The 26,439-nt window shown below is 36.8% G+C and carries 26 protein-coding genes and 1 tRNA gene; 7 read left to right on the top strand and 20 right to left on the bottom strand.

The window, feature by feature from the left end:
• The first annotated feature begins 9 nt into the window (after positions 1–9).
• A complete protein-coding gene (locus V7068_RS08180) occupies positions 10–1,218 on the top strand; it encodes a Ger(x)C family spore germination protein (protein WP_499712148.1) in 1,209 nt (402 codons plus the stop codon).
• 70 nt (positions 1,219–1,288) lie between these two features.
• Positions 1,289–2,404, top strand: coding sequence for a GerAB/ArcD/ProY family transporter (locus tag V7068_RS08175; RefSeq protein ID WP_499712146.1), 1,116 nt, complete (start codon positions 1,289–1,291; stop codon positions 2,402–2,404).
• Between the two features lie 26 nt (positions 2,405–2,430).
• Here V7068_RS08175 and yhbH read toward each other — a convergent pair whose 3' ends face one another.
• From yhbH to queG, 7 genes are all read right to left on the bottom strand, one after another.
• Positions 2,431–3,600, bottom strand: a complete 1,170-nt coding sequence (yhbH, locus tag V7068_RS08170) for a sporulation protein YhbH (RefSeq protein ID WP_499712144.1) — start codon at positions 3,598–3,600, stop codon at positions 2,431–2,433.
• A gap of 305 nt (positions 3,601–3,905) precedes the next feature.
• The gene (locus V7068_RS08165) at positions 3,906–4,199 is read right to left on the bottom strand and encodes an SCP2 sterol-binding domain-containing protein (RefSeq protein WP_499712142.1); all 294 of its coding nucleotides are present in this window, start codon (positions 4,197–4,199) and stop codon (positions 3,906–3,908) included.
• Positions 4,200–4,330: 131 nt separating this feature from the next.
• Entirely contained in the window at positions 4,331–6,226 is a 1,896-nt protein-coding gene (locus V7068_RS08160) for a PrkA family serine protein kinase (protein ID WP_252289011.1), read from the bottom strand.
• Between the two features lie 381 nt (positions 6,227–6,607).
• Positions 6,608–7,357, bottom strand: coding sequence for an oxygen-insensitive NADPH nitroreductase (gene nfsA, locus V7068_RS08155; RefSeq protein ID WP_499712140.1), 750 nt, complete (start codon positions 7,355–7,357; stop codon positions 6,608–6,610).
• Positions 7,358–7,646: 289 nt separating this feature from the next.
• A complete protein-coding gene (trmL, locus tag V7068_RS08150; RefSeq protein ID WP_499712167.1) occupies positions 7,647–8,171 on the bottom strand; it encodes a tRNA (uridine(34)/cytosine(34)/5-carboxymethylaminomethyluridine(34)-2'-O)-methyltransferase TrmL in 525 nt (174 codons plus the stop codon).
• Between the two features lie 32 nt (positions 8,172–8,203).
• Positions 8,204–9,070 carry an amidase domain-containing protein gene (locus V7068_RS08145; protein WP_499712138.1) on the bottom strand — a complete coding sequence of 289 codons (867 nt, stop codon included), beginning with the start codon at positions 9,068–9,070 and terminating at the stop codon, positions 8,204–8,206.
• Between the two features lie 209 nt (positions 9,071–9,279).
• Complete coding sequence (gene queG, locus V7068_RS08140; protein WP_499712137.1) at positions 9,280–10,413, bottom strand: tRNA epoxyqueuosine(34) reductase QueG; 1,134 nt, start codon at positions 10,411–10,413, stop codon at positions 9,280–9,282.
• Between the two features lie 92 nt (positions 10,414–10,505).
• Between queG and V7068_RS08135 the strand changes: the two genes are divergently transcribed.
• Positions 10,506–11,174: a B3/B4 domain-containing protein gene (locus tag V7068_RS08135; RefSeq protein WP_499712135.1), complete on the top strand. Its 669-nt coding sequence runs from the start codon at positions 10,506–10,508 to the stop codon at positions 11,172–11,174.
• A 148-nt stretch (positions 11,175–11,322) separates the two neighbouring features.
• Here V7068_RS08135 and V7068_RS08130 read toward each other — a convergent pair.
• The 3 genes from V7068_RS08130 to V7068_RS08120 all read right to left on the bottom strand — a co-directional run bounded on the left by V7068_RS08130 (position 11,323) and on the right by V7068_RS08120 (position 14,001).
• Positions 11,323–11,396, bottom strand: a tRNA-Gly gene (locus V7068_RS08130).
• 241 nt (positions 11,397–11,637) lie between these two features.
• Positions 11,638–12,429, bottom strand: coding sequence for an HAD family hydrolase (locus V7068_RS08125; RefSeq protein ID WP_499712133.1), 792 nt, complete (start codon positions 12,427–12,429; stop codon positions 11,638–11,640).
• Between the two features lie 246 nt (positions 12,430–12,675).
• Positions 12,676–14,001 (bottom strand): short-chain fatty acid transporter, encoded by a 1,326-nt coding sequence (locus tag V7068_RS08120; protein ID WP_499712132.1) that lies wholly within the window; start codon positions 13,999–14,001, stop codon positions 12,676–12,678.
• 238 nt (positions 14,002–14,239) lie between these two features.
• Between V7068_RS08120 and V7068_RS08115 the strand changes: the two genes are divergently transcribed.
• The gene (locus tag V7068_RS08115) at positions 14,240–15,154 is read left to right on the top strand and encodes a LysR family transcriptional regulator (RefSeq protein ID WP_499712130.1); all 915 of its coding nucleotides are present in this window, start codon (positions 14,240–14,242) and stop codon (positions 15,152–15,154) included.
• A 150-nt stretch (positions 15,155–15,304) separates the two neighbouring features.
• On the opposite strand, the gene fabG is transcribed toward V7068_RS08115, so the two are convergent.
• From fabG to phaQ, 3 genes are all read right to left on the bottom strand, one after another.
• Positions 15,305–16,039, bottom strand: a complete 735-nt coding sequence (gene fabG / locus V7068_RS08110; protein WP_499712128.1) for a 3-oxoacyl-ACP reductase FabG — start codon at positions 16,037–16,039, stop codon at positions 15,305–15,307.
• 90 nt (positions 16,040–16,129) lie between these two features.
• Positions 16,130–16,660: a polyhydroxyalkanoic acid inclusion protein PhaP gene (gene phaP, locus V7068_RS08105; RefSeq protein ID WP_499712126.1), complete on the bottom strand. Its 531-nt coding sequence runs from the start codon at positions 16,658–16,660 to the stop codon at positions 16,130–16,132.
• 81 nt (positions 16,661–16,741) lie between these two features.
• Positions 16,742–17,170 (bottom strand): poly-beta-hydroxybutyrate-responsive repressor, encoded by a 429-nt coding sequence (gene phaQ, locus V7068_RS08100; protein ID WP_252293033.1) that lies wholly within the window; start codon positions 17,168–17,170, stop codon positions 16,742–16,744.
• A gap of 176 nt (positions 17,171–17,346) precedes the next feature.
• Between phaQ and V7068_RS08095 the strand changes: the two genes are divergently transcribed.
• The 3 genes from V7068_RS08095 (at position 17,347) to phaC (ending at position 19,758) form a co-directional block, all read left to right on the top strand.
• A complete protein-coding gene (locus tag V7068_RS08095) occupies positions 17,347–17,802 on the top strand; it encodes a polyhydroxyalkanoic acid synthase subunit PhaR (RefSeq protein WP_499712124.1) in 456 nt (151 codons plus the stop codon).
• Between the two features lie 65 nt (positions 17,803–17,867).
• Complete coding sequence (locus tag V7068_RS08090; protein WP_499712122.1) at positions 17,868–18,611, top strand: 3-oxoacyl-ACP reductase; 744 nt, start codon at positions 17,868–17,870, stop codon at positions 18,609–18,611.
• 52 nt (positions 18,612–18,663) lie between these two features.
• Positions 18,664–19,758 (top strand): class III poly(R)-hydroxyalkanoic acid synthase subunit PhaC, encoded by a 1,095-nt coding sequence (gene phaC / locus V7068_RS08085; RefSeq protein ID WP_499712120.1) that lies wholly within the window; start codon positions 18,664–18,666, stop codon positions 19,756–19,758.
• A gap of 85 nt (positions 19,759–19,843) precedes the next feature.
• On the opposite strand, the gene V7068_RS08080 is transcribed toward phaC, so the two are convergent.
• The 7 genes from V7068_RS08080 to V7068_RS08050 all read right to left on the bottom strand — a co-directional run bounded on the left by V7068_RS08080 (position 19,844) and on the right by V7068_RS08050 (position 26,110).
• Entirely contained in the window at positions 19,844–20,575 is a 732-nt protein-coding gene (locus V7068_RS08080) for an alpha/beta fold hydrolase (protein ID WP_375351081.1), read from the bottom strand.
• 468 nt (positions 20,576–21,043) lie between these two features.
• A complete protein-coding gene (locus tag V7068_RS08075; protein ID WP_499712118.1) occupies positions 21,044–21,586 on the bottom strand; it encodes a histidine phosphatase family protein in 543 nt (180 codons plus the stop codon).
• Positions 21,587–21,657: 71 nt separating this feature from the next.
• Positions 21,658–22,119, bottom strand: coding sequence for a hypothetical protein (locus V7068_RS08070; protein WP_499712116.1), 462 nt, complete (start codon positions 22,117–22,119; stop codon positions 21,658–21,660).
• 169 nt (positions 22,120–22,288) lie between these two features.
• The gene (gene sdaAA / locus V7068_RS08065) at positions 22,289–23,851 is read right to left on the bottom strand and encodes an L-serine ammonia-lyase, iron-sulfur-dependent, subunit alpha (RefSeq protein WP_499712114.1); all 1,563 of its coding nucleotides are present in this window, start codon (positions 23,849–23,851) and stop codon (positions 22,289–22,291) included.
• A 372-nt stretch (positions 23,852–24,223) separates the two neighbouring features.
• A complete protein-coding gene (locus tag V7068_RS08060) occupies positions 24,224–24,853 on the bottom strand; it encodes a carboxypeptidase regulatory-like domain-containing protein (protein WP_499712112.1) in 630 nt (209 codons plus the stop codon).
• 243 nt (positions 24,854–25,096) lie between these two features.
• The gene (locus V7068_RS08055; protein ID WP_499712110.1) at positions 25,097–25,651 is read right to left on the bottom strand and encodes a DUF6241 domain-containing protein; all 555 of its coding nucleotides are present in this window, start codon (positions 25,649–25,651) and stop codon (positions 25,097–25,099) included.
• A 237-nt stretch (positions 25,652–25,888) separates the two neighbouring features.
• Positions 25,889–26,110, bottom strand: coding sequence for a hypothetical protein (locus tag V7068_RS08050; protein ID WP_499712108.1), 222 nt, complete (start codon positions 26,108–26,110; stop codon positions 25,889–25,891).
• Positions 26,111–26,439 lie beyond the last annotated feature (329 nt).

The following is a 26,439-nucleotide window of genomic DNA, read 5'->3' as shown; positions in this document are numbered from 1 at the left end:
GTTTAATCTATGAAACGGAGCTTGACAATTCTGATCATGCTGATTGTATTTCTATTATTCACTACAGGTTGCTGGAATAGTCGTGAATTAAATGAACTTGGCATTACACTGGCCATGGGGCTAGATCGTGCAACGGACGGTCAATATCTTGTAACTGCCCAAGTAGTAAATCCAGGGGAAGTGGCCGGAAAAGGCGGTGGAGCTACTGGCCATTCACCGGTCGTCATCTATCAAGCGAAAGGAAAAACTGTATTTGAGGCTATTCGAAGAATGACAAAGGAATCTCCAAGAAAAATTTATCCCTCACATCTTCGAATACTCGTGATTGGAGAGTCTTTAGCAAAAGAAGGGCTTGGAAAACCATTAGATCTTCTCTCAAGAGACTGGGAACTTCGATCAGATTTTAATATCGCTGTAGCTAAGGGAATGAGAGCAGAAGATATCTTGAAGGTACCCACATCTTTAGAAAAGATACCTGCCAATAGTTTATTTAGTACTCTTGAAACTTCAGCAAAAGCATGGACAGCGACAAGTACCGTTAAGTTAGATGAATTGATCGCGAATATAGTAATGGACGGAAAACAGCCAGTGTTAACTGGAATCCGCGCCGATATAAAAGGCGACAAAAAAACAGCTTTAAGCAAACAGGATGTAGAAATGATTGATTCCCCTGCTCGATTACGCTTTCAAGAATTAGCGGTATTTGATCGAGATAAATTAGTTGGCTGGTTAAATGAGAAGCAAAGCATAACGTATAGCGTCATTACCAACAAAGAGCACAGTACAACTGTGAATATAACGTGCCCTAAAGGTGGAAAAGCTGTGTATGAAGTGAAAAAATCAAATACGGAAATGAAAGGAAAGGTAAATAACGGAAAACCGGAGATTGATCTACATATTTATGTCGAAGGCAATCTAGGCGAAGTAGAATGCCAAATCGATTTGACAAAACCAGAATCGATTGATCAATTAGAGGATAGTTATGAAAAAGAATCGGAGAAAATGTTTCAACAATCAATCAAACAAGTACAGAAAAATAATAAGGTGGACATTTTTGGATTTGGTGAGGCAATTCATCGAGCTGATCCTAAAGCCTGGGAACAACTCAAAAAAGATTGGGATAAACATTTTGAGAACGTACCTGTAAATATAAAAGTACAAGGAGAAATCCGACGCGTAGGTACAATTGGTAATTCACTCCTAGACAAATTAAAGTAATAGGCTTAGTTTGGGAATTCTCTTTAATAACAAAGAACTAGGATAGCACATAACAAGAAAGGAGGATACAATGGTAAAAAACGTTAAAATCAGCTCTCGTCAATTTGGCATTTTGGTGATTTTATTTTCAATAGGAACGACCATCTTAACTATTCCAACAACTATCATAGGAACGGCACAACAAGATGCCTGGATCTCAGCTATACTCGGTATAGGACTAGGTTTATTACTAGTAGCGTTAATCACTACCTTAGCAAGCCGCTATCCGAATATGACATTGGTCGAAATCAATGAAAAACTTCTCGGAAGATGGTTAGGAAAGACCGTTTCTCTTGCGTTTGTTTTCTTTTCTTTTATCTCTGCATCAGGACTATTATTCCAAGTTGGGACTTTTTTGACGACACAAATAATGCCTGAGACACCCATCGAAGTGATTAATTTTATTTTTATGTGCGTCGTGATTATGGGAATTCGCCTTGGACTTGAAACCTTGGCTCGTTCAGCCGAGATTTTCTTTGCTTTTTTCATTACCGTATTTATCATTTTGGTCGTTTCTATTGCTCCTCAAATCGATTTTCAGAACATACAACCTGTATTCGAAGTGAGAATGAAACCCATTATATGGTCAAGCTTAATTTTTGTCAGCATTTTTTGTCTGCCTTCTGTTGTATTATTAATGGTTTTTCCCGTTTCAGTAAATCAGCCTAAACAAGCCAAACAAGTCTTTTATTCAGGAATAATCATTGGGGGACTCTTGTTAACCATCATTATCATTTTATGCATTTTAGTTTTAGGTGTTGATGCTTCTTCGAGACACATGTATCCAAGTTATGTGTTAGCCAGAAAAATCAATGTAGGAAATTTTCTCCAACGAATAGAAGCCCTAATGGCCATCATGTGGATTATCACGATTTATTTTAAAATGATCTTTTATTTTTACGCAGCGATTATAGGGCTTGCCCAAACATTAAATGTAAAAGACTATCGACCACTTGCTTTACCATTAGGGATGATTATGGTTGTCATGTCCCTGACCTTACATCCTGATAGCCTCGATTATAATCAATACAATAGGGGCATTTTCATGGTACACGCTTCAACCTATGGACTATTTCTTCCTCTATTATTGCTGGGAATCAGTCTATTACGAAAAAAAAGAAAGCCCCCTAAGTCCATATCGACTTAGGGGACTACCTCTTTATGAATAATCGTTTAAACATACTGCTGATCTTCTTGTTGCTTGAAAAAACTCTTCATTGCATGAAAAACATCGGATTTTTGCTTTAAAATATAATAGTAAAACTTCTCATTATTAATATTTTTATAGGCAGTCATTAAGGTAGAATGGCGATTATACTGATTTACTTCCCCATATCCGAACATATTCGAAATCTTCATTAACTCCTCAACAAGCTTCACGCAACGAACATTATCTGAAGTCAAATTATCTCCATCGGAAAAATGAAACGGATAAATATTATATTTAGCGGGGTCGTACTTATCTTCTATGATTTCCAAAGCTTTACGATAAACGGAGGAGCAAATGGTTCCTCCACTTTCACCTTTTGTAAAGAAATCATCTTGTGATACTACTTTCGCTTCCGTATGATGCGCAATAAATTCAATTTCCACTGTTTCATACTTTGTCCGCAAGAAACGGGTCATCCAAAAGAAGAAACTACGTGCCATATACTTCTCCCAAAGTCCCATAGAGCCTGACGTATCCATCATCGCTAACACAACAGCTTTAGAGTCCGGCTTTTGAACCTCATTCCACGTTTTAAATTTAAAATCTTCTTTGTAAATCGGATGAAAACCTGGTTTACCGCTTAACGCATTCCGTTTAAAAGCAGAAATCATCGTTTTCTTCTTATCAATATTCCCCATTAACCCTGTTTTACGAATATCATTAAATTCAATATGCTCCAATGTATGCTCTGCCTGTTCTTTTTTCTGAAGGTTAGGCAACTCTAGTTGTTTAAATAAAGCCTCTTCTAATTCCATCATAGATACTTCAGCTTCGTAATAATCTTCACCAGCTTGATCTCCTGCTCCTTTTCCTTTTCCAGGGCCGCTTTCAGATGGAGAGCCATCACGCGCAACAACATCCCCTACCTTGCTGCCCCCGCCTCCTTGACCTACATGCTTATTTTTATCGTAATTATAGCGGATCTTATACTCATCGAGAGAACGTATCGGAATCTTTACAACATCGCGACCATTAGACATAATGATACTTTCTTCAGAAATTAAATCCGGTAAATTGTTTTTGATTGCCTCCTGCACCTTTTCTTGATGACGCTGCTGATCATCATATCCTTTTCGATGGAGGGACCAATCTTCCTTAGAAATTGCAAATTGATGGTTATTTTCGTCCTTCATCTTCTTCCCCCTCAAAAACATTATGCACCTTTTTTGGCATTCCTTCATAAGATAGGTTAGTGTGATATGAATACAATCTTTCATTTTTGCCCATGATTTCCCTTGCTCTTTCACCGTAATAAAAGAAAAGTATTACTCTATCCTATGCAATAAAATCAATAAATTTACACTATTTTTCAAGATTAGACGATTGCCTATGCTCAAATGTTAACTAAACATGAATAAATAAAGATACAAGCCCTCTAAGCAAGAAATCACTCGACCTTACAGCCGAGTGATTTTTTACTTATTAATATTTTGCAACTTTAGGTGAAGTCCACCTTCCCCTCTACTTTTAAAGGGCCAGCCATAAAAGCTTCCGTTGCATTTGAATCGTCGTTTAGCAATTTGAATAAATTCTCAGCTGATAGTTTTAGAGTGATTTCAGGATGATAAGGCGTTCCCTCTAGCACTTTCACCTTACCCTCTTTAATCAGTAATTGAAATGAACCACTTTCTTCTAAATCAAACTGATACACACGTGCCCGCTTACCAAAAGTTTGCTTTCCATTACTATTTAGTTTCTCCGCTAATTTGTTCAACTCATCTAATATACTCATGCCAGCCCTCCCTTATTGGATTACAAGTCGATAGATAAGGAAACTTTTCCATCCCAAGCAGGCACTCTTATTTAACATACGTTTAAATAAGAATAACCCCCCACCTCTATTTGGCAGGGGAACATCTTCTGTTAGCGATTTAACAAGCTGCCTACATATCTCAATAACTCATTAGCAGAAGTTGAGTTATAGCCATGCTCTTCAATTAATCTAGCAATCACTTCATTTACTTTCTTCAATTGACGTTCATCCGGTGTTTTGGTTGACGTTGTAATCTTCACAACATCTTTTAAGTCAGCGAATAACTTTTTCTGAATCGCTTCACGAAGACGATCATGCGAGCTATAATCAAATCGTTTTCCTTTACGAGCATAAGCCGAAATACGAATTAAAATTTCTTCTCGGAACGCTTTTTTCGCATTTTCTGAAATGCCGATTTGTTCTTCAATAGAACGCATCAGCTTTTCATCTGGATTGATCTCTTCTCCTGTTAATGGATCGCGTAATCTTGTTTTATTGCAGTAGGCCTCGACATTGTCGAGATAATTGTCCATAAGAATTTTGGCAGACTCTTCATATGAATAAACAAACGCCTTTTGAACCTCATTTTTAGCAATCGCATCATATTCCTTACGCGCAAGTGAAATAAAGTTTAAATAACGCTCCCTAAGCTCGTTCGTAATCGAAGGATGCTGATCAAGTCCATCCTTTAAGGACATTAATACATCCAGCGCATTAATCGATGGATTTTCCTTTCTTATAATCGTCGAAGAAATGCGGTTAATCACATAACGCGGATCGATTCCGCTCATTCCCTCATCTTGATGTTCTTTTTTCAATTCACGAATATCAGCTGAATTAAACCCTTCTACATTTTCTCCATCATATAGACGCATTTTCTTCACTAAATCAATATCGCCTTTTTTAGGATCCTTCAGACGTGTTAAAATACTAAACATCGCGGCAATCTTTAACGTATGCGGTGCAATATGAACATTGGAAACATCGCTCTCACGAATCATTTTTTCATAAATTTTTTCTTCTTCCGACACTTTTAAGTTATATGGAATCGGCATCACAATAATCCGTGAATGAAGGGCCTCGTTTTTCTTATTAGAAATAAATGACTTATACTCTGTTTCATTCGTATGGGCAACAATTAATTCATCCGCTGAAATTAACGCAAAGCGGCCTGCTTTAAAATTTCCTTCCTGTGTAAGAGACAATAGGTGCCATAGGAATTTCTCATCACATTTCAACATTTCCTGGAACTCCATCATCCCACGATTTGCTTTATTTAACTCCCCATCAAAACGGTAGGCGCGCGGGTCGGATTCTGAACCAAACTCCGCAATTGTGGAAAAGTCAATGCTTCCTGTTAAATCGGCGATGTCTTGTGATTTAGGATCAGACGGACTAAATGTACCAATCCCTACTCGACGGTCCTCCGAAAGAAAAATTCGTTCAACCATGACATCTTCAATACGATTTCCATACTCTTTCTCCAGCCTCATTAAGTTCAATGGAGATAAGTTTCCTTCAATTCGAATACCATACTCTTCATAGAAATCATCACGTAAGTATTGTGGAATCAAATGTAGAGGATCCTCGTGCATTGGGCAGCCTTTAATCGCATAAATAGCACCTTGCTCCTTTAAAGAATATGACTCCAGCCCTCTCTTTAATAAAGAAACAAGCGTCGATTTCCCACCTGAAACAGGACCCATCAACAACAAAATTCGCTTACGAACATCTAGTCGCTTTGCCGCTGGATGAAAATATTCTTCAATCAAGCGCTCCAATGAATCTTCTAAACCAAATAATTGACCACTAAAGAAGTTATATCGCTTCACACCATTGACTTCTTCTATCCCAGCATCTTTAATCATGTTATATACACGCGAATGTGCAGACTGTGCGACCAAAGGCTTTTCTTTAAGGATCTCTAAGTATTCTGCAAAAGTCCCTTCCCACTTCAGCTTCTGTTCATCTTCTCTAAACTTTTCAATTTTTCTTAAAATGTCCATTACTGGAGCCTCCCCCTATCCCTTTATAGAGAATACTTAAATCTATGCGACAACTTTGACAAACATGTGCATAGTTTCAAAAGAGGTTGTTCAAACTACGATTGAATTGCGATAAAATCAGTAAATATTCTCTAACAAATTATACAAGCAATGGAAACAAATAATTCACATTTTTTGGTAACTGAGGTATACTACATGTATAAATTTGGACAATTCGGTTTAAAGGAGGACTGCGATAATGGGCGCAGGTACAATTATCATTCTTGCTGTAATTGTGACATTTTTATCCGCTATCTTTACTGCAGGTTATAACGACAAACCGAGTGTTAAATAAAAAAAGCTGAGTTGCCTATTTTTAGCAACTCAGCTTTTTTACTTTCTTTAACGCTTTTTCAATCCTTTTCCTTCCACGTACTCTTTCATGTACATACGGCTTTTTTTCCCTAACATATCAGCCATTTGCTCTGTCCATGTATCTTTACGCTTTCCTTTTGTTCTTCTATCATAATAACTTGAGATTGTTTCATTATATGCTTGTAACTGTTCAATGAATACTTGTTGGTCCGCTTGGTAGCCATTCTCATGATACACGTTAGCAAGCGGTAAACGCGGCTTCTTCTCAGAGCGATTTTTCGGATGACCGATAATAAGTGCAAATAACGGAAGCACACGATGTGGAATATTTAAAATTTCACTAACTGCACGTAAATTATTACGAATACCACCAATATAACAAATACCAAGATCCATCGATTCCGCAGCGATTGCAGCATTTTGTGCAGCAAGAGCGGCATCTATGCAACCAACCATAAACTTCTCTGTACTTTCAATCGACTCGGATAAATCTCGTCCTTCCATCTCGGCAACCATATCATGACGGTGTAAATCAGCACAAAAAACAAACACGTGCGCGCTTTTCTCTACATATGTTTGCGGCCCAGCAAGTTCAGCTAGCTGTGCTTTCTTCTCCGAATCCGATACCCCAATAATGGAATATGCTTGAATATAGCTTGAAGTGGATGCTGCTTGAGCACACTCCACGATTGTACGAATTTGTTCCTCCGTTACCGGCTTGTCCTCAAATGAACGAATAGAACGGTGATCTAGTATTTTTTCGATAATCTGATTCATCTTTATTCCCCCTGTACATTATGTATAAAAAACTGCAAGACGCCCGTAATTGGCGACAAACATAAAGCGGGTACTTCTGAAGGCGCTTTCTTCCTTTAGAAATACTTATCGAACCACTGACATACCTAGAGCTAACTAAACACATATCAAAAGCGCTTGACGCTATTGATTTCTAGCTCTCATCTTAGCGCTTTCTCTAAATACTTATAGAGAAAGCGCCCGCCGTCAACATAGTTAAAACGTGTGTGAAACCCCGATCTCACACATATGAGCGAAAAAATGAATGATGTCAGCCTTCTCTTATAATATCTAAATCACGATAATTTTGCTGTCTTAATGCTTCATATATTAAAATAGCTGCCGTATTTGATAAATTTAACGAACGCACCTTATCCGTCATCGGAACACGTAAACAACGATCCATATTCTCCTGAATTAAATCTTTCGGAAGGCCTGTTGTTTCTCTACCGAAAATAAAGAAGATTTCTTTATCTTGATTACTATAATCAAATGTCGTATGAGGCTTTTCACCAAATTTAGATAAATAGTAGAAATCCCCACCAGCATTTTTCTCAAAGAATTCATCCAGAGAATCATAATAATGAATCTTTACATGTTCCCAATAATCAAGACCCGCACGCTTCAAATATTTGTCATCTGTTGAAAATCCAAGCGGACGAATTAAATGTAACGTTGTATTTGTTGCCGCACAGCTTCTTGCAACGTTTCCTGTATTTGCCGGAATTTCAGGTTGATATAAAACTACATGTATGGCCAATTCCTGTTCACCTCTAGTATGAGTGTCTCCCTTCATTATATCATTAATCAAACCGACAAAAAAACGTTTCATCTTCCATCTAAAATTCTAAAAAACTTATATACAATATTTGGAGTATAACGAGTAGAATCTTCGTACGTCCAATAACGCCGGCGGCTGTTTACCGTATGAGCATTCACAAGCGGCATACCGTATATATCTTTTGCTGTTACAATGAGGGAGTGATCAAAACGGCCATCTCCTTCAAAGTCAATGCATATAATGTCTCCAGGGTTTAACTCTTGTGCATACGTCACTGCTTGCGTCCGAATACCTTTACCACCTGCCAAAAGCCTATAGAAACCATGCGCAGACGTCCAACTATAACTCCAGCTTTTTCCGCCCATCCACCAGCCTTTAGTTCGAGTGGGACTCCCCCACATTGGAATATTTCCCGCATGTAAGCATTGTGATATATAATTTGTACAATCATCCGCGAATTTATTATAAGCAGGATTAAACTCATTCCACCACCGCTCAGCATATTGAACCGCTTTTCTTCGATCGTACGTATACGTGATTCTTTGTACATCCTCTACCCTTTGCTCAGGCAGAAAAGTATCTTCTGAAATTAGCTCTACCTCATAATCATTCACAATGAGACCATTTTGAAACCTAGCCTCACGTTCTTCTATCTCTTCTTCAATAAAAAAAGTATCTCCTTGTTTAATTAAACATTGCAAATGAACTTGATAGGCCAGTACTGTATCTTGTCGATCATAAAACAAAGAATGCACTTTACCTGCTGCATGAACCCGAACAATATCGGCCTCGCGCTTCTCTAACAATTGCTTCTTTCGAAATGACTTCTCATCCGTTTGTTCCGCCCGCCTCTCATCACTCGATATATACTGCTCGATGCGTGTCTGTAATAATTCCTTCAATTGTTCCCTCAAGCTCAAGCCCTCCTTTATCACTCCTACTCAATATGTATGAGAGAGGGCTTGATTAAAAATACAAAAACTACATCAACGTTTCTCATTCGCTAACAGTATCTACAATCTAATTGTATAAAAAAAATCACTCTGAATAATACGAGTGATTTCCTCTACTTAATCCAACGCTTAACGAGCAGTAAGCTCCCACTGATCGAAATTTCACTTTATCAATGTGCCGCTAGCATTAACCCCTTCTTTATTTCTGCTAACACGTCTTCATCTTTCTCTTTATCTAATGCACTTTGTAAAATGCCTTCTGCTTCTCCTCCACCAATCTTTCCGATTGCCCAAGCAGCTGTGCCGCGAATGACAGGGCGAGGATCTTCTTTCATCACCTGAATTAATTCAGGCAAAGCCGTTTCATCTTTAAAATGTGCCAGCGCCAAAATTGCATTTCGTTGAATCGGCTTTTTTCCGCGCCATGATCCAGATACATGACCGTACTTCTCTTTAAATTCCTTATTCGAAATCGTCAATAAAGGCTTTAACAACGGTTTTGCAATGTCTGGGTCTGGCTCCATTTCTGCATGAATATGAAAATCGATGCCTTTATTTTTCGGACAAACCGTCTGACATGTATCACAGCCATACAAACGATTCCCAATTTTAGAACGAAATTCGTCTGGCAAGAAGCCTTTTGTTTGAGTTAAAAAAGCGATACAACGCTTTGCATTTAACTGTCCGCCTTGTACAAGTGCTCCCGTTGGACAAACATCTACGCATTTATTACATGTCCCACATTGATCTTCCATCGGTTGATCGGGTTCAAACGGTACATTCGTAATCAAATCACCTAAATATACATACGATCCAAACTCTGGAGTAATGATCATCGTGTTTTTCCCGCTCCATCCAATGCCAGCCCGCTCAGCTACTGCTCGATCAGACAATTCCCCTGTATCAACCATTGATTTCGTCAATGCATTCGGTATTTTCTCTTTAATAAACGATTCGAGTAATTGTAACTTCTCTCTCAACACAACATGGTAATCTGTTCCCCAAGAAGCTCGACAAAAAATACCACGTCGTTCTCCTTTTGTACTTAACGGAGCGTCCTTCATTTTAGAAGGATAGGCTAACGCAATGGAAATAATCGATTGCGGATGTTCTATAATTAACTCTGGCCTTACTCGCTTTTCAATATTTGGCTCCTCAAATCCAGACTGATAATTTAGTGTTTGCTGCTCTAATAAACGATTCCTTAACGAATCAAACGTCGAAGCCGTCGTAAAACCGATTTTATCGATACCAATTTCTTGACTATAAGCAATTAACTCTTTCTTCAATTCTTTCGTATACATCTCTATTCACCTTCGTACGTAAAAGTCTGTATTATGTTCAACCATTTCCATCTATGTTAAACTATTTTCAATCATTTTTGGAGGTGAAACACTTGGAAACAACCATTGCTGGCAATCTTAAAGAAAAAATTCCACACTTTAAAGTCGGAATCATTACATACAACGATATCGAAGTCGGACTATCCCCTCAAATGTTAAAAGGAAGATTACAACTATTTCAAGAATCTTTATACTTTGATCTTCAAGAAAAAGAATGGACGGCTTTCGACAAAATTCAGGAATGGAGAAATGTATTTAAATTAACAGGAACAAACCCGTCAAGATATCGCCCATCTGCAGAAGCACTGTACCGCCGCATCCAAAAACAAAATTATTTATCACCTGTGCATTCAGCCATCGATTTAAATAACTTCTTCTCCCTTTTATTCGAAGTACCTATTGGCATCTATGACCGTGCCAAGCTTACAGGAGATATAACGATTAAAATTGGGGAACATGGGGATACATATATGGGGCTTAACGGTCGAATGAACTCTATGGAGCATATGATTACGTCCGTTGATCAAGAAGGGCCTTTCGGCAGCCCATTTGTAGATTCCGAGCGTACAAAAGTAACGGAAGAAACAAAACAAGCCTTACAAATTATTTATTTCACTCCTTCTACTTCAATAGAAGAAGCCGATAAGCAAACAAAATCTTTACTAGATATGTTTCTGCAAATTCATGGCGGAAAAGGACATTACTCGATTTCAACTAATTAAATAAAAAAGCGTATCTCCCAAATCGATGACAAGGCGATACGCTTTTTCCCAACTATAAATATAGCAGTTTTTTACATTTATAAAATTTAAAAAACGCAAAGCTTCGTTCTCTCTGTGTAACGAAACTCTGCGTTATCAACGTATGTAATGGAGCGGGTGAAGGGAATCGAACCCTCATCATCAGCTTGGAAGGCTGAGGTTTTACCACTAAACTACACCCGCATTTTGAAGGTTTGTGTTGAACTTTGTCGAATCAACATAAGTAATTATATATCGAAGTTTATGAGAATGCAATAGCTTTATTAAAAAAAAGTAAAATTCACATAAAGTTTTGTAAAGCAGATTATCTTCCGCATACTTACTTCATCGCAATGTCACACAAATGGCACATAAAAACGGATTTTAGTGAATTCTCAGTGCAGCTAAAAAAGGACTTCGGCAATCATACCGAAGTCCTTTCCTTTTATTTATTCTTTAGTTCTTCAAGAATCGGATAAAGTTCTTCCAAATGAGTAATTTCATAATCTGGTACAACTTCATTGCGTTCTTTATTATGACGATTAATCCAAACTGATTTAATTCCTGTTCTCGAAGCACCAAGAATATCTGTCATTAAATTATCTCCGACCATAATAACTTCGTCTTTATTTAGACCAATTCGCTCTAAAGCATGTTCAAAAATCGTTTGATCAGGCTTTCCTCTGCCAAATGCCCCAGAAATGATAATTTCATCGAAATAAGGCACTAATTCAGACGTAATCGTCAACTTTGTATTTTGTAAATCTGGAGAACCATTTGTTAATAGCAATAATTTATATTTACCTTTTAGCTCATCTAACACTGTAAATGTTTCATCATAAATAAAAGGTTTTTTGCGACGCTCTGCTGGAAAACGCTCTGCGAGTTCCGCTCCAAATGCCTCATCGTCAATCCCTAAAGCCTTTAATCCACGTGTCCATGCCTCTTTACGATAATTCGGTACAATCTCCGCCATTTTGCGGAAATCATCTGTATCATCTAGGAAATTTCCCCATAGCCCTTCAAAAGGATTAATACCGATCATTTGTGTAAATTCATACGTCTCATATGAAGCATACAGCTCTCTTGCTTCCTTTCGAACCGCTTCTTCAAACTCTTCAACATCTACTCCATATTTCTCTTTTGCCACAAGACATGTTGCTACAAACGCTTCTTTAACACTCTTTTGATCCCACAATAATGTATCATCTAAATCAAAAAATACTGCCTTCACCATAGCTGCAACCTCATTTCTTTCACAATAATCTCACTATTTTAATAATAAACTACACGAATGTGAAAATAAATAACTATTGAAAAAAAGATAGACGAGCTTAATGAAAGCGATGCAGAAATCCTCCTGCATAATCTCTAAAAAAGACCTCAACATAATCGTTGAAGTCCTTGATAACTCAATCATTCATTTACTATAAAGGCTATATGATATAACACTTCGAATTACCGTTATTATCCAATATACCCATCATAAAAAGTAAAAGACGGCAGAAATAAAAATCCCTGTTATACACATGATTACTAAACCATACCCCATAATATCCTTTGCTTTCAAACCGGCAATGGCTAATGCCGGCAATGCATAGAATGGTTGAATCATATTCGTCCAAGCGTCTCCCCATGCAACAGCCATCGCTGTTTTTGGTAAAGAAACTCCTAAGTCTTTTGCAGCCTCCAACATAACAGGAGCTTGTACAGCCCACTGTCCTCCACCTGAAGGAACAAAGAAGTTTACCAAACCTGCACTCCATAACGTGAACATATGGAATGTATTCTCATTTGAAATAGATATAAACGCATTGGATAAAATCCCAGCTAGTCCTGAAGCGGTCACAATACCCATTAACCCTGCGTAGAACGGAAACTGAATAATAATTCCACTTGCACTTTTAACTGAACTTGAGATGGCTTCTAAAAATAACCTCGGTGTCTTGTGCAATATTATCCCAATAAAAAGAAAGATAAAGTTCACGATATTAAGATTAATAACAAATCCGTTTTTCACGATATAATAGGCTAAAAAGGAAAGGCCTAATAAACCAATAAGCAAAGATAATATCTTACTGTTTTCTAAACGCTCAGCAGGTGTCAATTCAGCCTGTTCTACTGCACTTGCCTGTACACTATCTACATCTTCTAATAGCTTGCGATCAATCAAAAAAGCTTGTTCTTTTGAAGGCACCATAAATCGGTTTATAATTGGAACTAAAATAAGCAGCCCGATTACAACAATTAAATTAAATGGCGAAAAAAGAGTTTCACTTGTTGGAACAACCCCTATAAGATTTTCCGTAAAATGACCAGGTGTAGCAATCGTTAATGCAACAGATGAAGATAATCCCCCGCTCCAAATAATAAATCCACTATAGGCACTTGCAATTAACAATCGATAATCGACACCATCGACCTTTTTAGCAATCTCTTTTGCAAACAACGCTCCAATGATTAGACCAAATCCCCAGTTAATCCAGCATGCAATTAGAGCTACAAGAGTAACGAGAATAATAGCTTGCCCCGGTGACTTTGGGATATTGGCTAAGTTCCCCAATAATTTCTTAAAAAATGGACTGCTCGCCATAACATGTCCTGTTACAACAATTAAAACCATTTGCATAGAGAATTCTAATAAATTCCAAAAACCATCTCCCCAGTAACCTACAATTTGAGCAGGTGTACTATCTGTCAAAAAAATAGCAAGACCGATGACAAAAAAGGTAAGCACAATAACAAGCAAAAATGGATCAGGCATATACCTTTGCATCAATCTGTTCGAAAATGAAATCATCGCCTTCAACTTATTCTCCCCCTTTGTTTATTTACTATAATTTTGTATATAAAAATAAGATGAAGCTACAAAATAAAAGGTGATACATCCTTATTCATCATCCAAGAAATTATTAGCAAAAAATATTTTTAATTATTTGGAAATACTAGAATTATCTTACTGGGATAACTTTACTATTTTAGTTATTGTAAGTAAAATAGTAAAAAAGAATAATAGTTATTAAAAAAATGAATAGAAGGGGTTTTTTATGGAGATACAACAATTAAAATGCTTAATAGCTGTCGCTGAACATCAAAGTTTCACTAAAGCTTCTTCTCATGTTCATTTATCACAACCATCATTAAGCAAAATCATTAAAAACTTAGAAGAAGAACTACAAGTCACACTATTTGATCGTACAACGCGACAATTAAAGCTTACAGACGCGGGAGAAATTGTATATGATTCGGCTCTAAAGCTTATTTCCACATTAGATGACCTTTCTGGACGTTTAGATGACTTAATGCATATGCCATCAGGTGAAATTAAAATTGGAATACCACCTTTAATCGGAACGCTATTTTTCCCTTCCATAGCTATTCCATTTAGAAAGCTTCACCCTAAAATTTCATTAAAATTAGTTGAGTTAGGAGCAAAACGTGTAGAAAGTTTAATAGATGAAGAAAAAATTGACTTAGGCATCAGTGTTCTTCCAACTAATACAGAAAAGTTTATTGTCCATCCCTTTACGAAAGATGAGTTTGTAATTTATGTCTCTCAACACCATCGACTAGCCCATAGAGACTTTGTCAGCCTACATGAATTACAGGATGAACAGTTTATTATTTTCAACGAACAATTTGCTTTACATGATCGAATAATCCAAGAGTGTCTAAATGCTGGGTTTAGTCCTCAAATTACATACCAAAGCTCTCAATGGGATTTGATTGCCGAGCTTGTTAAAGAAGGTTTAGGGATTACGATTCTTCCAAAATCGATTTATTCAAAAATAAATCACCATAATATTAAAATGGTCTCTTTAGTCAACCCAACTCTCATGTGGGAATTGGGAGTTATCACAAAAAAGGACTGTTATATCCCATTCGCAGCAAAAAAACTACTCAACTTTTTAGTGAATAATCCAGTCAATCAGTTAAAACAACTTAATAAAAGGTTAGATTAAACCATATTGTTGATAAAACGATTGGGGCCCCAGACCAAAATCAACAGCGTCCTATAACAAAACCTAATAAAAATACCGATATGAAAAGAACTACTTAAAACAGCAGCTCTTTTCATATCGGTATTCATGTAACTGTTATATTTGTAACTACTAAACTACTAATCCGCCATCCACACTTAAAATAGTTCCATTAATATACCCTGCAGTATCCGAAGCTAAAAATAAATAAGCCTCTGCAATATCTTCTGGTGTACCTAGCTTTTTAAGCGGCGTCTTTTCTTTCATTGCATCAATGACTTTTTGCGGTACGGTCGAGACCATATCCGTCGCAATGAAGCCTGGTGCTATGGCATTCACACGAATCCCTTTTGGACCAAACTCTTTTGCCCACCCTTTAGTCATCCCAATAATACCTGCTTTTGTGGCCACATAATTACTTTGACCAATATTTCCATATATTCCAACTACAGAAGAGGCATTTAAAATAACTCCCGATTTTTGATCCAACATAAATGGAGCGACAGCTTTTGTACATTTAAAGACACCTGACAAATTGACAGCAAGCACCTTTTCCCAAGCCTCTTCACTCATCTTTACAAGAAATCCATCATTTGTAATCCCTGCGTTGTTAATCAAAATATCTATTCTGCCATATGTATCAATTGTTGATTGAACCATCGTTTCTACTTGTGCAGTATTCGTTACATCGACTTGAAAGAAACTTACGTCATTACTTCCAAGGTCGGCTAATGCAGCTTGACCAGCCGCCTGGTCATAATCACAGATTACTACTTTAGCACCTTCTTCAAGAAATCTTTTGGCTGTTACTTTTCCAATCCCTTTCGCACCACCTGTAATGATGGCCACTTTTCCCGCTAACTTCACAGCCTTGCACCTCTTTTCTTAATCTTTATAAAGTGAGAGGACACTAAATCCTCCCACTCTACTTGTTTGATTATTCCATTGGCACCTTACTTAAATTTTATAAAGACTCAACGCTAGTTTTGTATTAGATTCCACTAAATCAACAAACCCTTTTTGAGCTGATTTCATTTGGTTTAAGAAATTTTCACGAAGGCTTTGTTGTTGAGTGATTCCTTTTTTAATAGAATCTTGTAATTGATCTTGGGATTGATTTAAAAGGTTAAAAGTTTCTTTCAAAGGAGTTACTGTAAATTGCTGAACACGAAGGCTCACCTCATCAAAGTGCTCATTCCATTTATCAAAAGTCTCCCCTGCTTCTTCACCGTAAAGCGTTTGAATATTTTTCTTTCCTACTACACGAAGTTCCTCAACTAATTTCTTTTGTTCTTGTTCAATTCTTGTTAAATCTTCCGTCAATTTCTCCCACACCTCTCTTTGATATCCGATTGCTTGAATTGACACATTCTCCACCTCTTTTTGAGAAGCATGAATTGTATTCAAACTATTTGTCCAGCTGTCCAGCAAAGAATCACCTAAATTACGAGCATCCTTATTATTTTGATCTTTTTTGTTTACTGCCATGATAAAAACCTCCTGAAAATAGAAATTTATTGTGATTGCAGGAATACTGCAAATTCACTTTATAAGTAAGTACAACAAGCATTAATTCTCCTCTTTATCATCATGATGCTGTGATAAAGATGTGGGTAGGAACATATCCATATAGATAGTAAAAAAGCGATTTAATATGGATTGATATTGTGTAAGCGAATCAGTGCAAGTTTGTAAGTAAGCCTCACCAGCCTCTGTTAATGAATAAATTCGCTTAGCTGGACCTCCCGTTGACATATCCCATTCAGACTTCACCATGTTCTCTTTTTCTAGCTTTCTTAATGTTCGATACACATTTCCTTGATCTACAGATGTAAATCCAAATCGAGATAATTCTTGAATTAATTTGTAACCATGTAAATTCCAACCTCTAAGACTTAACAGAAGAACAGGTATCATTAAGTTTTTGGGCATATTGTTTACCATATTCTCATCTTTGGATGCCGAATCTATAGAAGTGTTTTTCTTGTTTGTTGTCATTTTGTATCACCCACTCAATTTGTTAAATAGTCCTTATGTGTAATTTACACCTATGTGTTCCAATTGTCAATTAGTTTTGGTAAATATTTTAAATTTTACCTTTCCTTATTTTGGTTTAATTGTTATTATAGACTTGTAATATATTTCAAACAAAACTCATGGACGGGAGAGGGCATATGACTCAGCAAAAAAACTTAAACCCATTTGAATTGTGGAAAGACTTTTTTAATCAAAGCAGTAACATCATTGATGAAAATCTGAAAGACGAATCAACTTCTAAAGTAATGGGGCAGGTCCTTGAGATGAATCTTCTATATAAGAAGATGCTAGATGAAACAACAGAACAGTATTTCGAGCAAGTTAATATTCCAACTCGCACTGATCTGTCAAACATCTCAGCCCTAATTATCAACGTGGATTCGAAAGTGGATGATTTAGAAGATTTAGTTGAAGAAACTGCCTCTAATTTAGTGAGCCAGGTAGAATTAAAGCGAGAAATGACAGATGTAAAAAATAAAATTAAAACCCTAGACACTAAACTTAATGAAATTATCAATTTATTAACAAAAGAAACTACTACTACTAATAATAAAGTAGCCAGCAAAGAAACAACTAAGGTACAGCAAGGATAACTAAGTAATCTATAAAGATCGTTTACTATCTTTATGTACATAGTAACTAAAAGGAGACTAACAAAATGACAGAGTTAACTAACAAAGTAGCTATCGTTACAGGCGGTAGCCGAGGAATTGGTGCAGCAATCGCAATGGAATTAGCAAAAAACGGAGCAAAAGTTGTTATTAACTATAACCGCAGTGCGGGATCAGCTGAGCAAGTCATCGAAAGCATTAAAAAGATTGGCGGAGAAGCCTATGCGGTTCAAGCAGATGTTTCGAATTCAGAAGAGTCGGATAATTTAATAAAAGAAACTATTAATCATTTTGGTAGATTAGATATTCTTATCAATAACGCCGGAATTACAAGAGATAGCACATTCAAGAAGCTAAGTGAGGAAGATTGGAGAACTGTTATTGATGTTAACTTAAACAGCGTTTACAATACTTCTTCTATCGCTCTTCCATATCTTTTAGAATCAGATGCAGGAAGAATCATTAACATTTCTTCCATTATTGGACAAGCTGGAGGCTTTGGACAAACAAACTATGCTGCAGCAAAAGCTGGAATTATTGGGTATACCAAATCTCTTGCTTTAGAACTTGCAAGAAGCAGTGTAACAGTAAACTCTATCTGCCCTGGATTTATCGACACAGAGATGGTTCAAGAAATTCCAGAAAATATTCGTGAAAACATTGTCGCTAAAATTCCAGCACGTCGTTTTGGACAACCGGAAGAAATTGCACGCGGAGTTGTTTTCTTATGTAAAGACGGTGGATATATTACAGGTCAACAGTTAAATATTAACGGTGGACTTTATATGTAATTGTTTGAACATGCTATAAAACTCTTCATACTACAACGAAAGGTGTGGAAAAATGAGCAATACTAGTTTAAAAGAATGGACAGAATTCGCGAATTTAACTTTAGTACCTGAGGATGTTAAAGGTCAATATGAACGCTTTACGAAAGCAACGAACGTATTGGTAAAAGAACCCGAGCCAGAAGTAGGCCAGTCACCGAAAGAAGTGATTTGGACTAGAAATAAAGCGAAGCTATATCGCTACACATCTGAACAGCCTCGAAAGCATGCTGTTCCACTTCTACTCGTTTATGCATTAATCAATAAGCCATATATTCTAGATTTAACAAAAGGCAGCAGTTTTGTTGAATACTTAGTTGACCGTGGCTTTGATGTTTATTTACTTGATTGGGGTACACCAGGCTACGAAGACAAAAATATGAAAATGGATGACTATGTTCTAGACTATATTCCTCGTGCTGTTCGAAAAGTATTGAAAGCATCCAACGCAAAGGAAGTTTCAATTCTTGGTTACTGTATGGGAGGAACATTGACATCTATCTTCGCTGCTCTTCACTCTGAATTACCAATTCGCAACATCGTGTTTATGACGAGCCCATTTGATTTTGAAGATACAGGCTTATATGGTTCTTTCCTTGATGAGAAATACTTTGATGTCGATAAAGTCGTCGAAACTTTAGGAAATATCCCACCAGAAATGATTGATTTCGGAAACAAAATGTTAAAACCGATGGCAAACTTCTACGGACCTTATATCAGTCTAGTAGATCGAGCTGACAATGAACAGTTTATCAAGAGCTGGAAGCTTATACAAAAATGGGTAGGCGATGGTATTCCGTTCCCAGGTGAAGCTTACCGTCAATGGATTAGAGACTTCTATCAACAAAACAAGCTGATTAAAGGAGAACTTGTCATCCGTGGTCGTAAAGTTGATTTAAAAAATATCACGGCAAATGTCCTTAATTTAGCAGCTGAAAAAGATAATATTGCTCAACCACATCAAGTAGAAGCATTGATGAATGCTATCTCTAGCAAGGATAAAAAGTACGTGCTTCTTCCTACTGGACATGCGTCTGTAGCATTTGGACCTAAAGCTTCCAAAATCACTTACCCAACCGTTGCAGATTGGTTAGAAAAACGCTCATCATAAAGCGCTAATATCATCTGAATAAAAATAAAACAAGGGACAAAGTCATATTGTACTTGTCTCTTGTTTTTTTAAGCACTTGATTGAATTACGCACATGATTTTAAAAAATCCGTAACATATTGATTAAAAAGCTCCTTCTGTTCGATATTACTTAAGTGACCGGCATTTTTTAAAATCGCTGAATGTGCTTTCCTTAAAAACGCTTTCATTAAATAAATATTTACAGACGGTGTCACTTTATCATGCGTGCTTCCAATTAGTAATACAGGTTTTTGTATACTAGGAAGCATTGAAAAGTAATTGACTCCAATTGGAGCTTTGGCTGCTTCAATATAGGTGTCCCGTATATGAAAAGCCTTCTTAGCCTCCTCTTTATACACTTCATCATACAGCCCTCTTGTCACAATATGTTCAATTAAATCCTCTTCACCTTTTCGAAGAAGCTTAGATGATTCATTAATAATACTGCTAGCTAATACAGATGGTACATAAGATGTTGTATTTGAAAGGATAAGCCCCTTTACTAAATCTGGACGCTGCTTATATAGTTCCTGTGCGACAATTCCTCCTAAGGAAAATCCACATATGAACGCTGACGGAATCTCTAAATACTCCAATAAATCAATAATATCTAATGCGAAGTTCCCAACGGTAAGGCTTTCATTAATTTCCGTTTCTCCGTGACCTCTCATATCTGGAATGACCAATCTATACTGATTTGCTAAATCATGCTGCGGGATCCAAGCTTCCTTCTTGCTCCCTAAACCATGTATAAATACAACTGGCGTTCCTGTACCTAAATCGTTGTACTTTAACATTTTCAGTCCACCTTTCAAATGATGAGGCTTTAAAAATGAGTGTGGTCGAACTAGTCCTGTAAACGTTTTCACATTTACTTTCCAACTTCCATTACTCAACTCACCTTTTATATTGTATTACCAACGTAATCAAACCGTTAATTTCCTTTTTTATTATTTTATTGTATAACCGAAGAAATAATTTATAAAAAGTGTCTCAAATTCATAATTTCTTAAAGATGAAGATACTCTCGTTATTTAGAATATCCAAAAAACACCCAAATTATAATCGTATTTATATAAAATATAATTATTCTCTTACTTTAATCGAAATACAAAAAACGTCTCCCTACAAATTAATGTAGAAAGACGTTATAAAATAGCGATTAAAAGAAAAAACGATTCCTTCATATGAGGCAGATATTGACGATGGCAGTTACATTGAACAAACTTCCATATAAATGACCGATTCTCTCCTTATGTGAAAAACTACACGTTTTCCTTCTCAAATATATACAATTGTCCATTATTCGCCACTTTAAACTTCGGACCCTTAAATCCTCGGTTTAGTAATTCCTTCCGTATATAAATCATAATGGCTGCATGACTGACGATTAAAACATCCTCCCTGCCACTCTTTATTATCTCATCAAACACTCGTTTAATCTTCTCTTTTGTTTTTCGAATATCTGAACGAGTGTCCTTTTTTAAGTAAGCAAAAAAACGAACCCCAATTGCCCAGAAAAGAAAAGGCAATTTAATTTTGCCATTAAAAGTAGGAGCTGGAATTTCACAAAGATCATCAAGATGTATAATCTCCCCTTGATAAATGTGCTGCGCCGTCTTAACAGCTCGCGGTAGCGTACTTGAATAACACTGTTTCCATTCAATATTTCCTAAGTCACATTTCATATATTCAATATCTGCCACATCATATTCATCAAACCACTTTTTTAAATCCGCTGGTGTAGCCATCTTGCCTTTTGGCAAATCCTTTTGGACTTTAAAATGTCGTACTAAACCAATTTTCATTTCTCTTTCCCCTGTTCTCTAAACGAATAATTTATCTATATGATTAGACGTATGATGTGGTTTCTCTATTTCTATTCACTGACTATAGATAACTCTTGAATGTTACATATTTTTCTAAACCTGTATTTCCCACTAGGATCTGTAAATTGATAATCATTTAGTAATTTCTCCAGAGCCCCTTTTAATTGTTCCTCAGTGACATAAGCGTTTATTTCTTTTTTCCAATTCTCGTTTTCTATTAGAACAGTATATGGAATAGTCGTTAATACTTCCTCATAAATTCCAATTCTCTCATCAATTCCAAAGCTAGAATAGATACTCTCGCCTTGCTCCGCATAAATATAATCGGACTCTAGTTCCTCTACTAACACCTCAACAAATGCTTTTGCTTTTACAGACTTCACCCGAATTTCTGCCTTCGCCTTTACTTGATCAATGCGTTTATCTTGAATCCCCATCGTTAACTGGACATACACTGGTCCATACATCTGCTCAATATTTTCAAACAATTCTTCTTCTGATTGAAATAACATCTGCCATACCTCCTCGATTTCTCTCAATTATATAATAAATTACATCAGTAAAAAGTAAACAGACTCCACACAATTTAGTGTGAAGTCTGTTTTTTAACCTAGTTGATAGCGCTTAATGAATCATTAATTTTTTTCATTCTGGAAAACTAATTAATATCCTTCTAGGGAGCTAATTAGTTTGAACCAAGACAATTTCGTCAATAATCGGAATCTCCTTTTTTAATAAAGATGAGAGAGTCTCTTCCATTTTATTGTCGATTTCACAAATCGTGATTGCAGCACCATTGATTTTTGAACGTTCATTTGCCATACGGGCGATATTAAATCCATTTTGATAAAGAATCCTCGATAATTCGGCAATAAACCCTGTTCGGTCGGTATGGCGAATTACAAGTGTTGGCCGTTCTCCTGAAAATTTTAATGGATAGTCATCAAATTCCTGAACCTCTACTTTACCACCGCCTAAAGAGCTGGCCAATACCTTGACAGTACGTGAAGCCCCTGTCAATTCTACAAGAACTGTATTCGGATGATAGCTTCCAAGCACCCGTTTCGTAAATTCGTATTGTAAGCTATTTTCTTCAGCAATTTTTTTGGCATTTGGAATGCCCTCATCCATTGTAGATAACCCAAGAACACCTGATAATAGAGCTAGGTCTGTTCCATGGCCTTGATAGGTTTCAGCGAAGGAGCCCATCAATGAGAACTTTACATATAATGGAGTTTCGTTTAATAGCTGGCGGGCAATATTCCCGATTCGGACAGCTCCAGCTGTATGAGAACTCGAAGGGCCGACCATTACGGGACCGATAATCTCATACGCACTTTGGTATTTTGCTGGCCCAAGGCCGCTAGTTTTTTTGCTTAGAATCTGTTCCTTTAATTTTTGCCCTGTGGGAGTTCCGGCAAGACCGCCTATCCCCGTTTCTCTCAATGATTCGGGCATTTGCTGTCCTACTTCATGCATCACATGGATGACTTCATCTGCAGGAATGACGCTGGTTACCCCAGCTAAAGCCATATCTGCCGCAGCTTGGGCGGTAATTGCATGTAAACCGTTGCGAATGATGCAAGGAATTTCCACTAGTCCAGCAACGGGATCACAAACCAACCCCAGTGAATTTTTTAACGCAATTCCGATGGCATTTCCAACCTGCATCGGTGTTCCGCCGGCAAGCTCAACTAAAGTACCAGCTGCCATTGCGGTTGCTGATCCGACTTCAGCCTGGCACCCGCCAGCAGCCCCTGATATCGAAGCTTTATTTGCAATTACTAAGCCGAGGGCGGAGGCAGTGAATATCGACTGTACAATCTGCTCACGTGTAAACTTTCCGCTGTCAAGGGCGTGAACAAGTACAGCTGGCAAGATTCCTGCTGAACCAGCTGTTGGCGTCGCCACAATCCGCCCCATTGCCGCATTTACTTCTGATACTGCAAACGCATTCGCTGCGGCATTTAATGTGGTAGGATTGACAAAGGAATTCCCATCTTTAGCATACTGATAAAGACGGTTTCCATCCCCTCCTGTTAAACCAGTACGTGACATAACAGGACTCAGTGTCCCTCTGCGAACAGCCTCTTCCATCACCGTAAATTGTTCCGACATTTTTTCAATGATCACTTCTCTAGGATAACCTTTCTGATGTACCTCAGTTTTGATCATTAATTCCGAAATGGTTGTTTTCTCTTGATCTGCCAGTTCAATTAATTCTTTTAAACTTGTAAAAGACATGTGATCACTCCTAAAAAAAGACTGTCTCTATGCCAAGATGCATAAAGAACTGCTCGCTTTATTTACTCTTATCCAAGACATTCTATTATAACAGCTGCCAGGGCTTTTGCTGCGATTATTAGGGTATCTTCGTTAATGCCAATATTTCCTTTTCGTTAATGTTCGGATTATCCCTTGATTCTATTCCAGTTCATTTCACTTTTACGAATTTTACCATGCAAACTAACTTAATCCTTTAGTTGAAGAACAACAATCCTATAAACATTCATTTTCAGTGCTTTGTTTCTACCAGCTGTTTATACTTTAAATACGGCAAAATTTCCTATATATCTAATTGTGAATCATCAATATCAGCTATTTTTAATTCTTTATTCATATTATAGATTGAACTTCAATAAGAATGTATTTGATCATTTTAAATATGGACAAAAACCCAGACTTAGAAGCATCAATGAAACAGGTTCCATTTACCAGACTTCCAAATAAATACTGTCCTTGCGAGTTAGTACTAACCGTTCCTGCTAACTCAGGTCCTGTACCTAATACCCTGAAAAGCTGAACGGTAGCTCCTTCAAGAGGCTCGGTGATAGTGGAGTTTTTAACGATTCCAAAAATAACATTCTTTCTTCCATCTGGATCTTCTTGCATTGTGATAATTACACTTGTATTTCTATTTGCTTGTACAGTAATCGGAATTCTAATCGGTGTTAAATAGCTTGGCTCAGCAGCCGTAATAAAGTAAGATCCTACAGGAACCCTTGGGAAACTGAACTGTCCAGCGGCGTTACTATTCGTATGGTCAAATGGTACATTATTTGAAGTAAATATCATTATGGTCGCAAGCGGAATAGGCGTTCCATCTGAACGTCTAACAGAGCCAGTGATATTCCCGGCATCCATGGTCTCAGATGCTTGAGGACTGAAATTTACCGAGACTTCTTCATGTCCATTGATAGTCGTTAAAGGGCTCGGTGAAAGACCAAACGTTTCTATAATCGCCATTCTTTCATCTTCCTTGCATACATAGTTATGTTATTCTATGAAAATAAAATCCAGAAGGAATAGATGACTACCCTTTTTAAAATTTTTGATGTTCTTTACCTAAGCAAAACTAAAAAGTTTAGTTGGTAGCATAAAATATCACCTTGACATTGGTATATCGAAGTGACTGGATTGGTTTGTCAAATAAAATTTAGAATTTATAATAAAAAGGCAAAAAATAAGCCTTGCCGGACTATGCAAGACTCACTTAAAGTTATTTTCAATAAATTTATCTTCTTCTTCCTCGCTCATTATTCCGTAGGCCTTACCAATATTTCCGTTTTGTAATTCCCAAAAATAATTATGGTCTTGAACGATAGCATCAAAATCTCCTCGTTTCCAATTGTTCAAAATATTTAGAAGATTATCTTCGTACTCAAAATCATTTGTTTCGACTACATTTATCACTTCATGGATATTAGCCGACGTCATTGGAACTGCACCCCATTTGTCATCTGATGCAACTTTTTGATGTGTCATTTTGTGCATAACAGAGATTACTTCATATTCACCCGAATCGTTGGTAAGTCCTGTCTCAGAATTCACCCCACCGACTTTAGCAGTTTGTTTTTCTGACTCTTTCTTATCCTCTTTAATTTTGTCATACTGATGTTCCGACATACCTTCTGCCAAAGCTGCTTCTTTCTTTTCATATTCATGGGCGTTTTCCAAAACCTTGTAAAATGTAAAACTTCCAACGACTATAACTCCAGCAACAATTCCAGTAATAACAGCAATCTTTTTAAATTTTTGTTTCATGGTTAATTCTCCGATTATGTTTATTTTAGCCACCACAAATCCCCAACAAAAGTTGAGTTATCTATTAATCTCTATATTCATTACATTAACACAACTAGGGAACAAGCACACAGATATATGCAATTGATTGAATGCTTATGTCGCTATTCCTCAAATAATAAAAAAAGCCTATCAAGAAAAAATAAACCCCTGGAGACCAGGAATTTATTTTCGCTTATTTTCCATTGTTATTGTTGCCTAGTTATTCAGTTTCCAATAAAAGCAAAACGGATCTTCGTAACCTATCTCTTCATCAGTAAAAGTTGCTGTCCAATTTCCTTCTTCAACAATAACTGCTTTATCTTCTTTGGTCTTCATTCCATTCATTCCAGCATTCAACCCAGCAAAAATTCTATAAGGTAGGTGAGGAGATCCTCCACTTTCCCAATCAAAGCCATTCTCCATTTCCCCTAAAGCCATGTATAAATCTCTATCAAGATTGGCGTTTTTAGTTGGCAATAAGGCTTCAAGTTCTTTTGATTTCTTAGCTGTTTCTAATTTGATTTCTTAACATCATCCTTAGTTTTCATATTATTCTCTTGTTTCCGAGTTCGAATAGTATCATAAAAAGATGATCTCCAACTAGTATCTAACATTTAATCATCCTCTCCTTTCACCCTATAGTTCTACAAAAGGATCTATTTTCCTTCAATTTAAATTTATCAATAATAATGTTAAGTAAATCAATCATAAGTAGCAGTCACTACCAGTTCAGACCAAACTTACCACCGTAGTCAGTACGCTATTCA

It is taken from the genome of Bacillus sp. JJ634 (assembly GCF_036962285.1).
Classification (GTDB): domain Bacteria; phylum Bacillota; class Bacilli; order Bacillales; family DSM-1321; genus Peribacillus; species Peribacillus asahii_A.
Note: the sequence above shows the minus strand (reverse complement) of the source record. Positions and strands in the feature narration are given on the sequence as shown.

Bases quoted from the DNA above. Each gene is read 5' to 3' on its own strand.
- V7068_RS08165 (WP_499712142.1), bottom strand. From the start codon at position 4,199: ATGAGTATATTAGATGAGTTGAACAAATTAGCGGAGAAACTAAATAGT.
- V7068_RS08180 (WP_499712148.1), top strand. From the start codon at position 10: ATGAAACGGAGCTTGACAATTCTGATCATGCTGATTGTATTTCTATTA.
- phaP (WP_499712126.1), bottom strand. From the start codon at position 16,660: ATGGCAGTAAACAAAAAAGATCAAAATAATAAGGATGCTCGTAATTTA.
- V7068_RS08125 (WP_499712133.1), bottom strand. From the start codon at position 12,429: ATGGTGAAGGCAGTATTTTTTGATTTAGATGATACATTATTGTGGGAT.
- trmL (WP_499712167.1), bottom strand. From the start codon at position 8,171: ATGAAGGGAGACACTCATACTAGAGGTGAACAGGAATTGGCCATACAT.
- phaC (WP_499712120.1), top strand. From the start codon at position 18,664: ATGAGCAATACTAGTTTAAAAGAATGGACAGAATTCGCGAATTTAACT.
- phaQ (WP_252293033.1), bottom strand. From the start codon at position 17,170: ATGACAACAAACAAGAAAAACACTTCTATAGATTCGGCATCCAAAGAT.
- nfsA (WP_499712140.1), bottom strand. From the start codon at position 7,357: ATGAATCAGATTATCGAAAAAATACTAGATCACCGTTCTATTCGTTCA.
- V7068_RS08060 (WP_499712112.1), bottom strand. From the start codon at position 24,853: ATGGCGATTATAGAAACGTTTGGTCTTTCACCGAGCCCTTTAACGACT.
- V7068_RS08055 (WP_499712110.1), bottom strand. From the start codon at position 25,651: ATGAAACAAAAATTTAAAAAGATTGCTGTTATTACTGGAATTGTTGCT.
- queG (WP_499712137.1), bottom strand. From the start codon at position 10,413: ATGTATACGAAAGAATTGAAGAAAGAGTTAATTGCTTATAGTCAAGAA.
- V7068_RS08160 (WP_252289011.1), bottom strand. From the start codon at position 6,226: ATGGACATTTTAAGAAAAATTGAAAAGTTTAGAGAAGATGAACAGAAG.
- V7068_RS08095 (WP_499712124.1), top strand. From the start codon at position 17,347: ATGACTCAGCAAAAAAACTTAAACCCATTTGAATTGTGGAAAGACTTT.
- V7068_RS08075 (WP_499712118.1), bottom strand. From the start codon at position 21,586: ATGAAAATTGGTTTAGTACGACATTTTAAAGTCCAAAAGGATTTGCCA.
- yhbH (WP_499712144.1), bottom strand. From the start codon at position 3,600: ATGAAGGACGAAAATAACCATCAATTTGCAATTTCTAAGGAAGATTGG.
- V7068_RS08080 (WP_375351081.1), bottom strand. From the start codon at position 20,575: ATGTTAAAGTACAACGATTTAGGTACAGGAACGCCAGTTGTATTTATA.
- V7068_RS08090 (WP_499712122.1), top strand. From the start codon at position 17,868: ATGACAGAGTTAACTAACAAAGTAGCTATCGTTACAGGCGGTAGCCGA.
- V7068_RS08115 (WP_499712130.1), top strand. From the start codon at position 14,240: ATGGAGATACAACAATTAAAATGCTTAATAGCTGTCGCTGAACATCAA.
- V7068_RS08050 (WP_499712108.1), bottom strand. From the start codon at position 26,110: ATGGCTTTAGGGGAAATGGAGAATGGCTTTGATTGGGAAAGTGGAGGA.
- V7068_RS08175 (WP_499712146.1), top strand. From the start codon at position 1,289: ATGGTAAAAAACGTTAAAATCAGCTCTCGTCAATTTGGCATTTTGGTG.
- V7068_RS08070 (WP_499712116.1), bottom strand. From the start codon at position 22,119: ATGTTATTTCAATCAGAAGAAGAATTGTTTGAAAATATTGAGCAGATG.
- sdaAA (WP_499712114.1), bottom strand. From the start codon at position 23,851: ATGTCTTTTACAAGTTTAAAAGAATTAATTGAACTGGCAGATCAAGAG.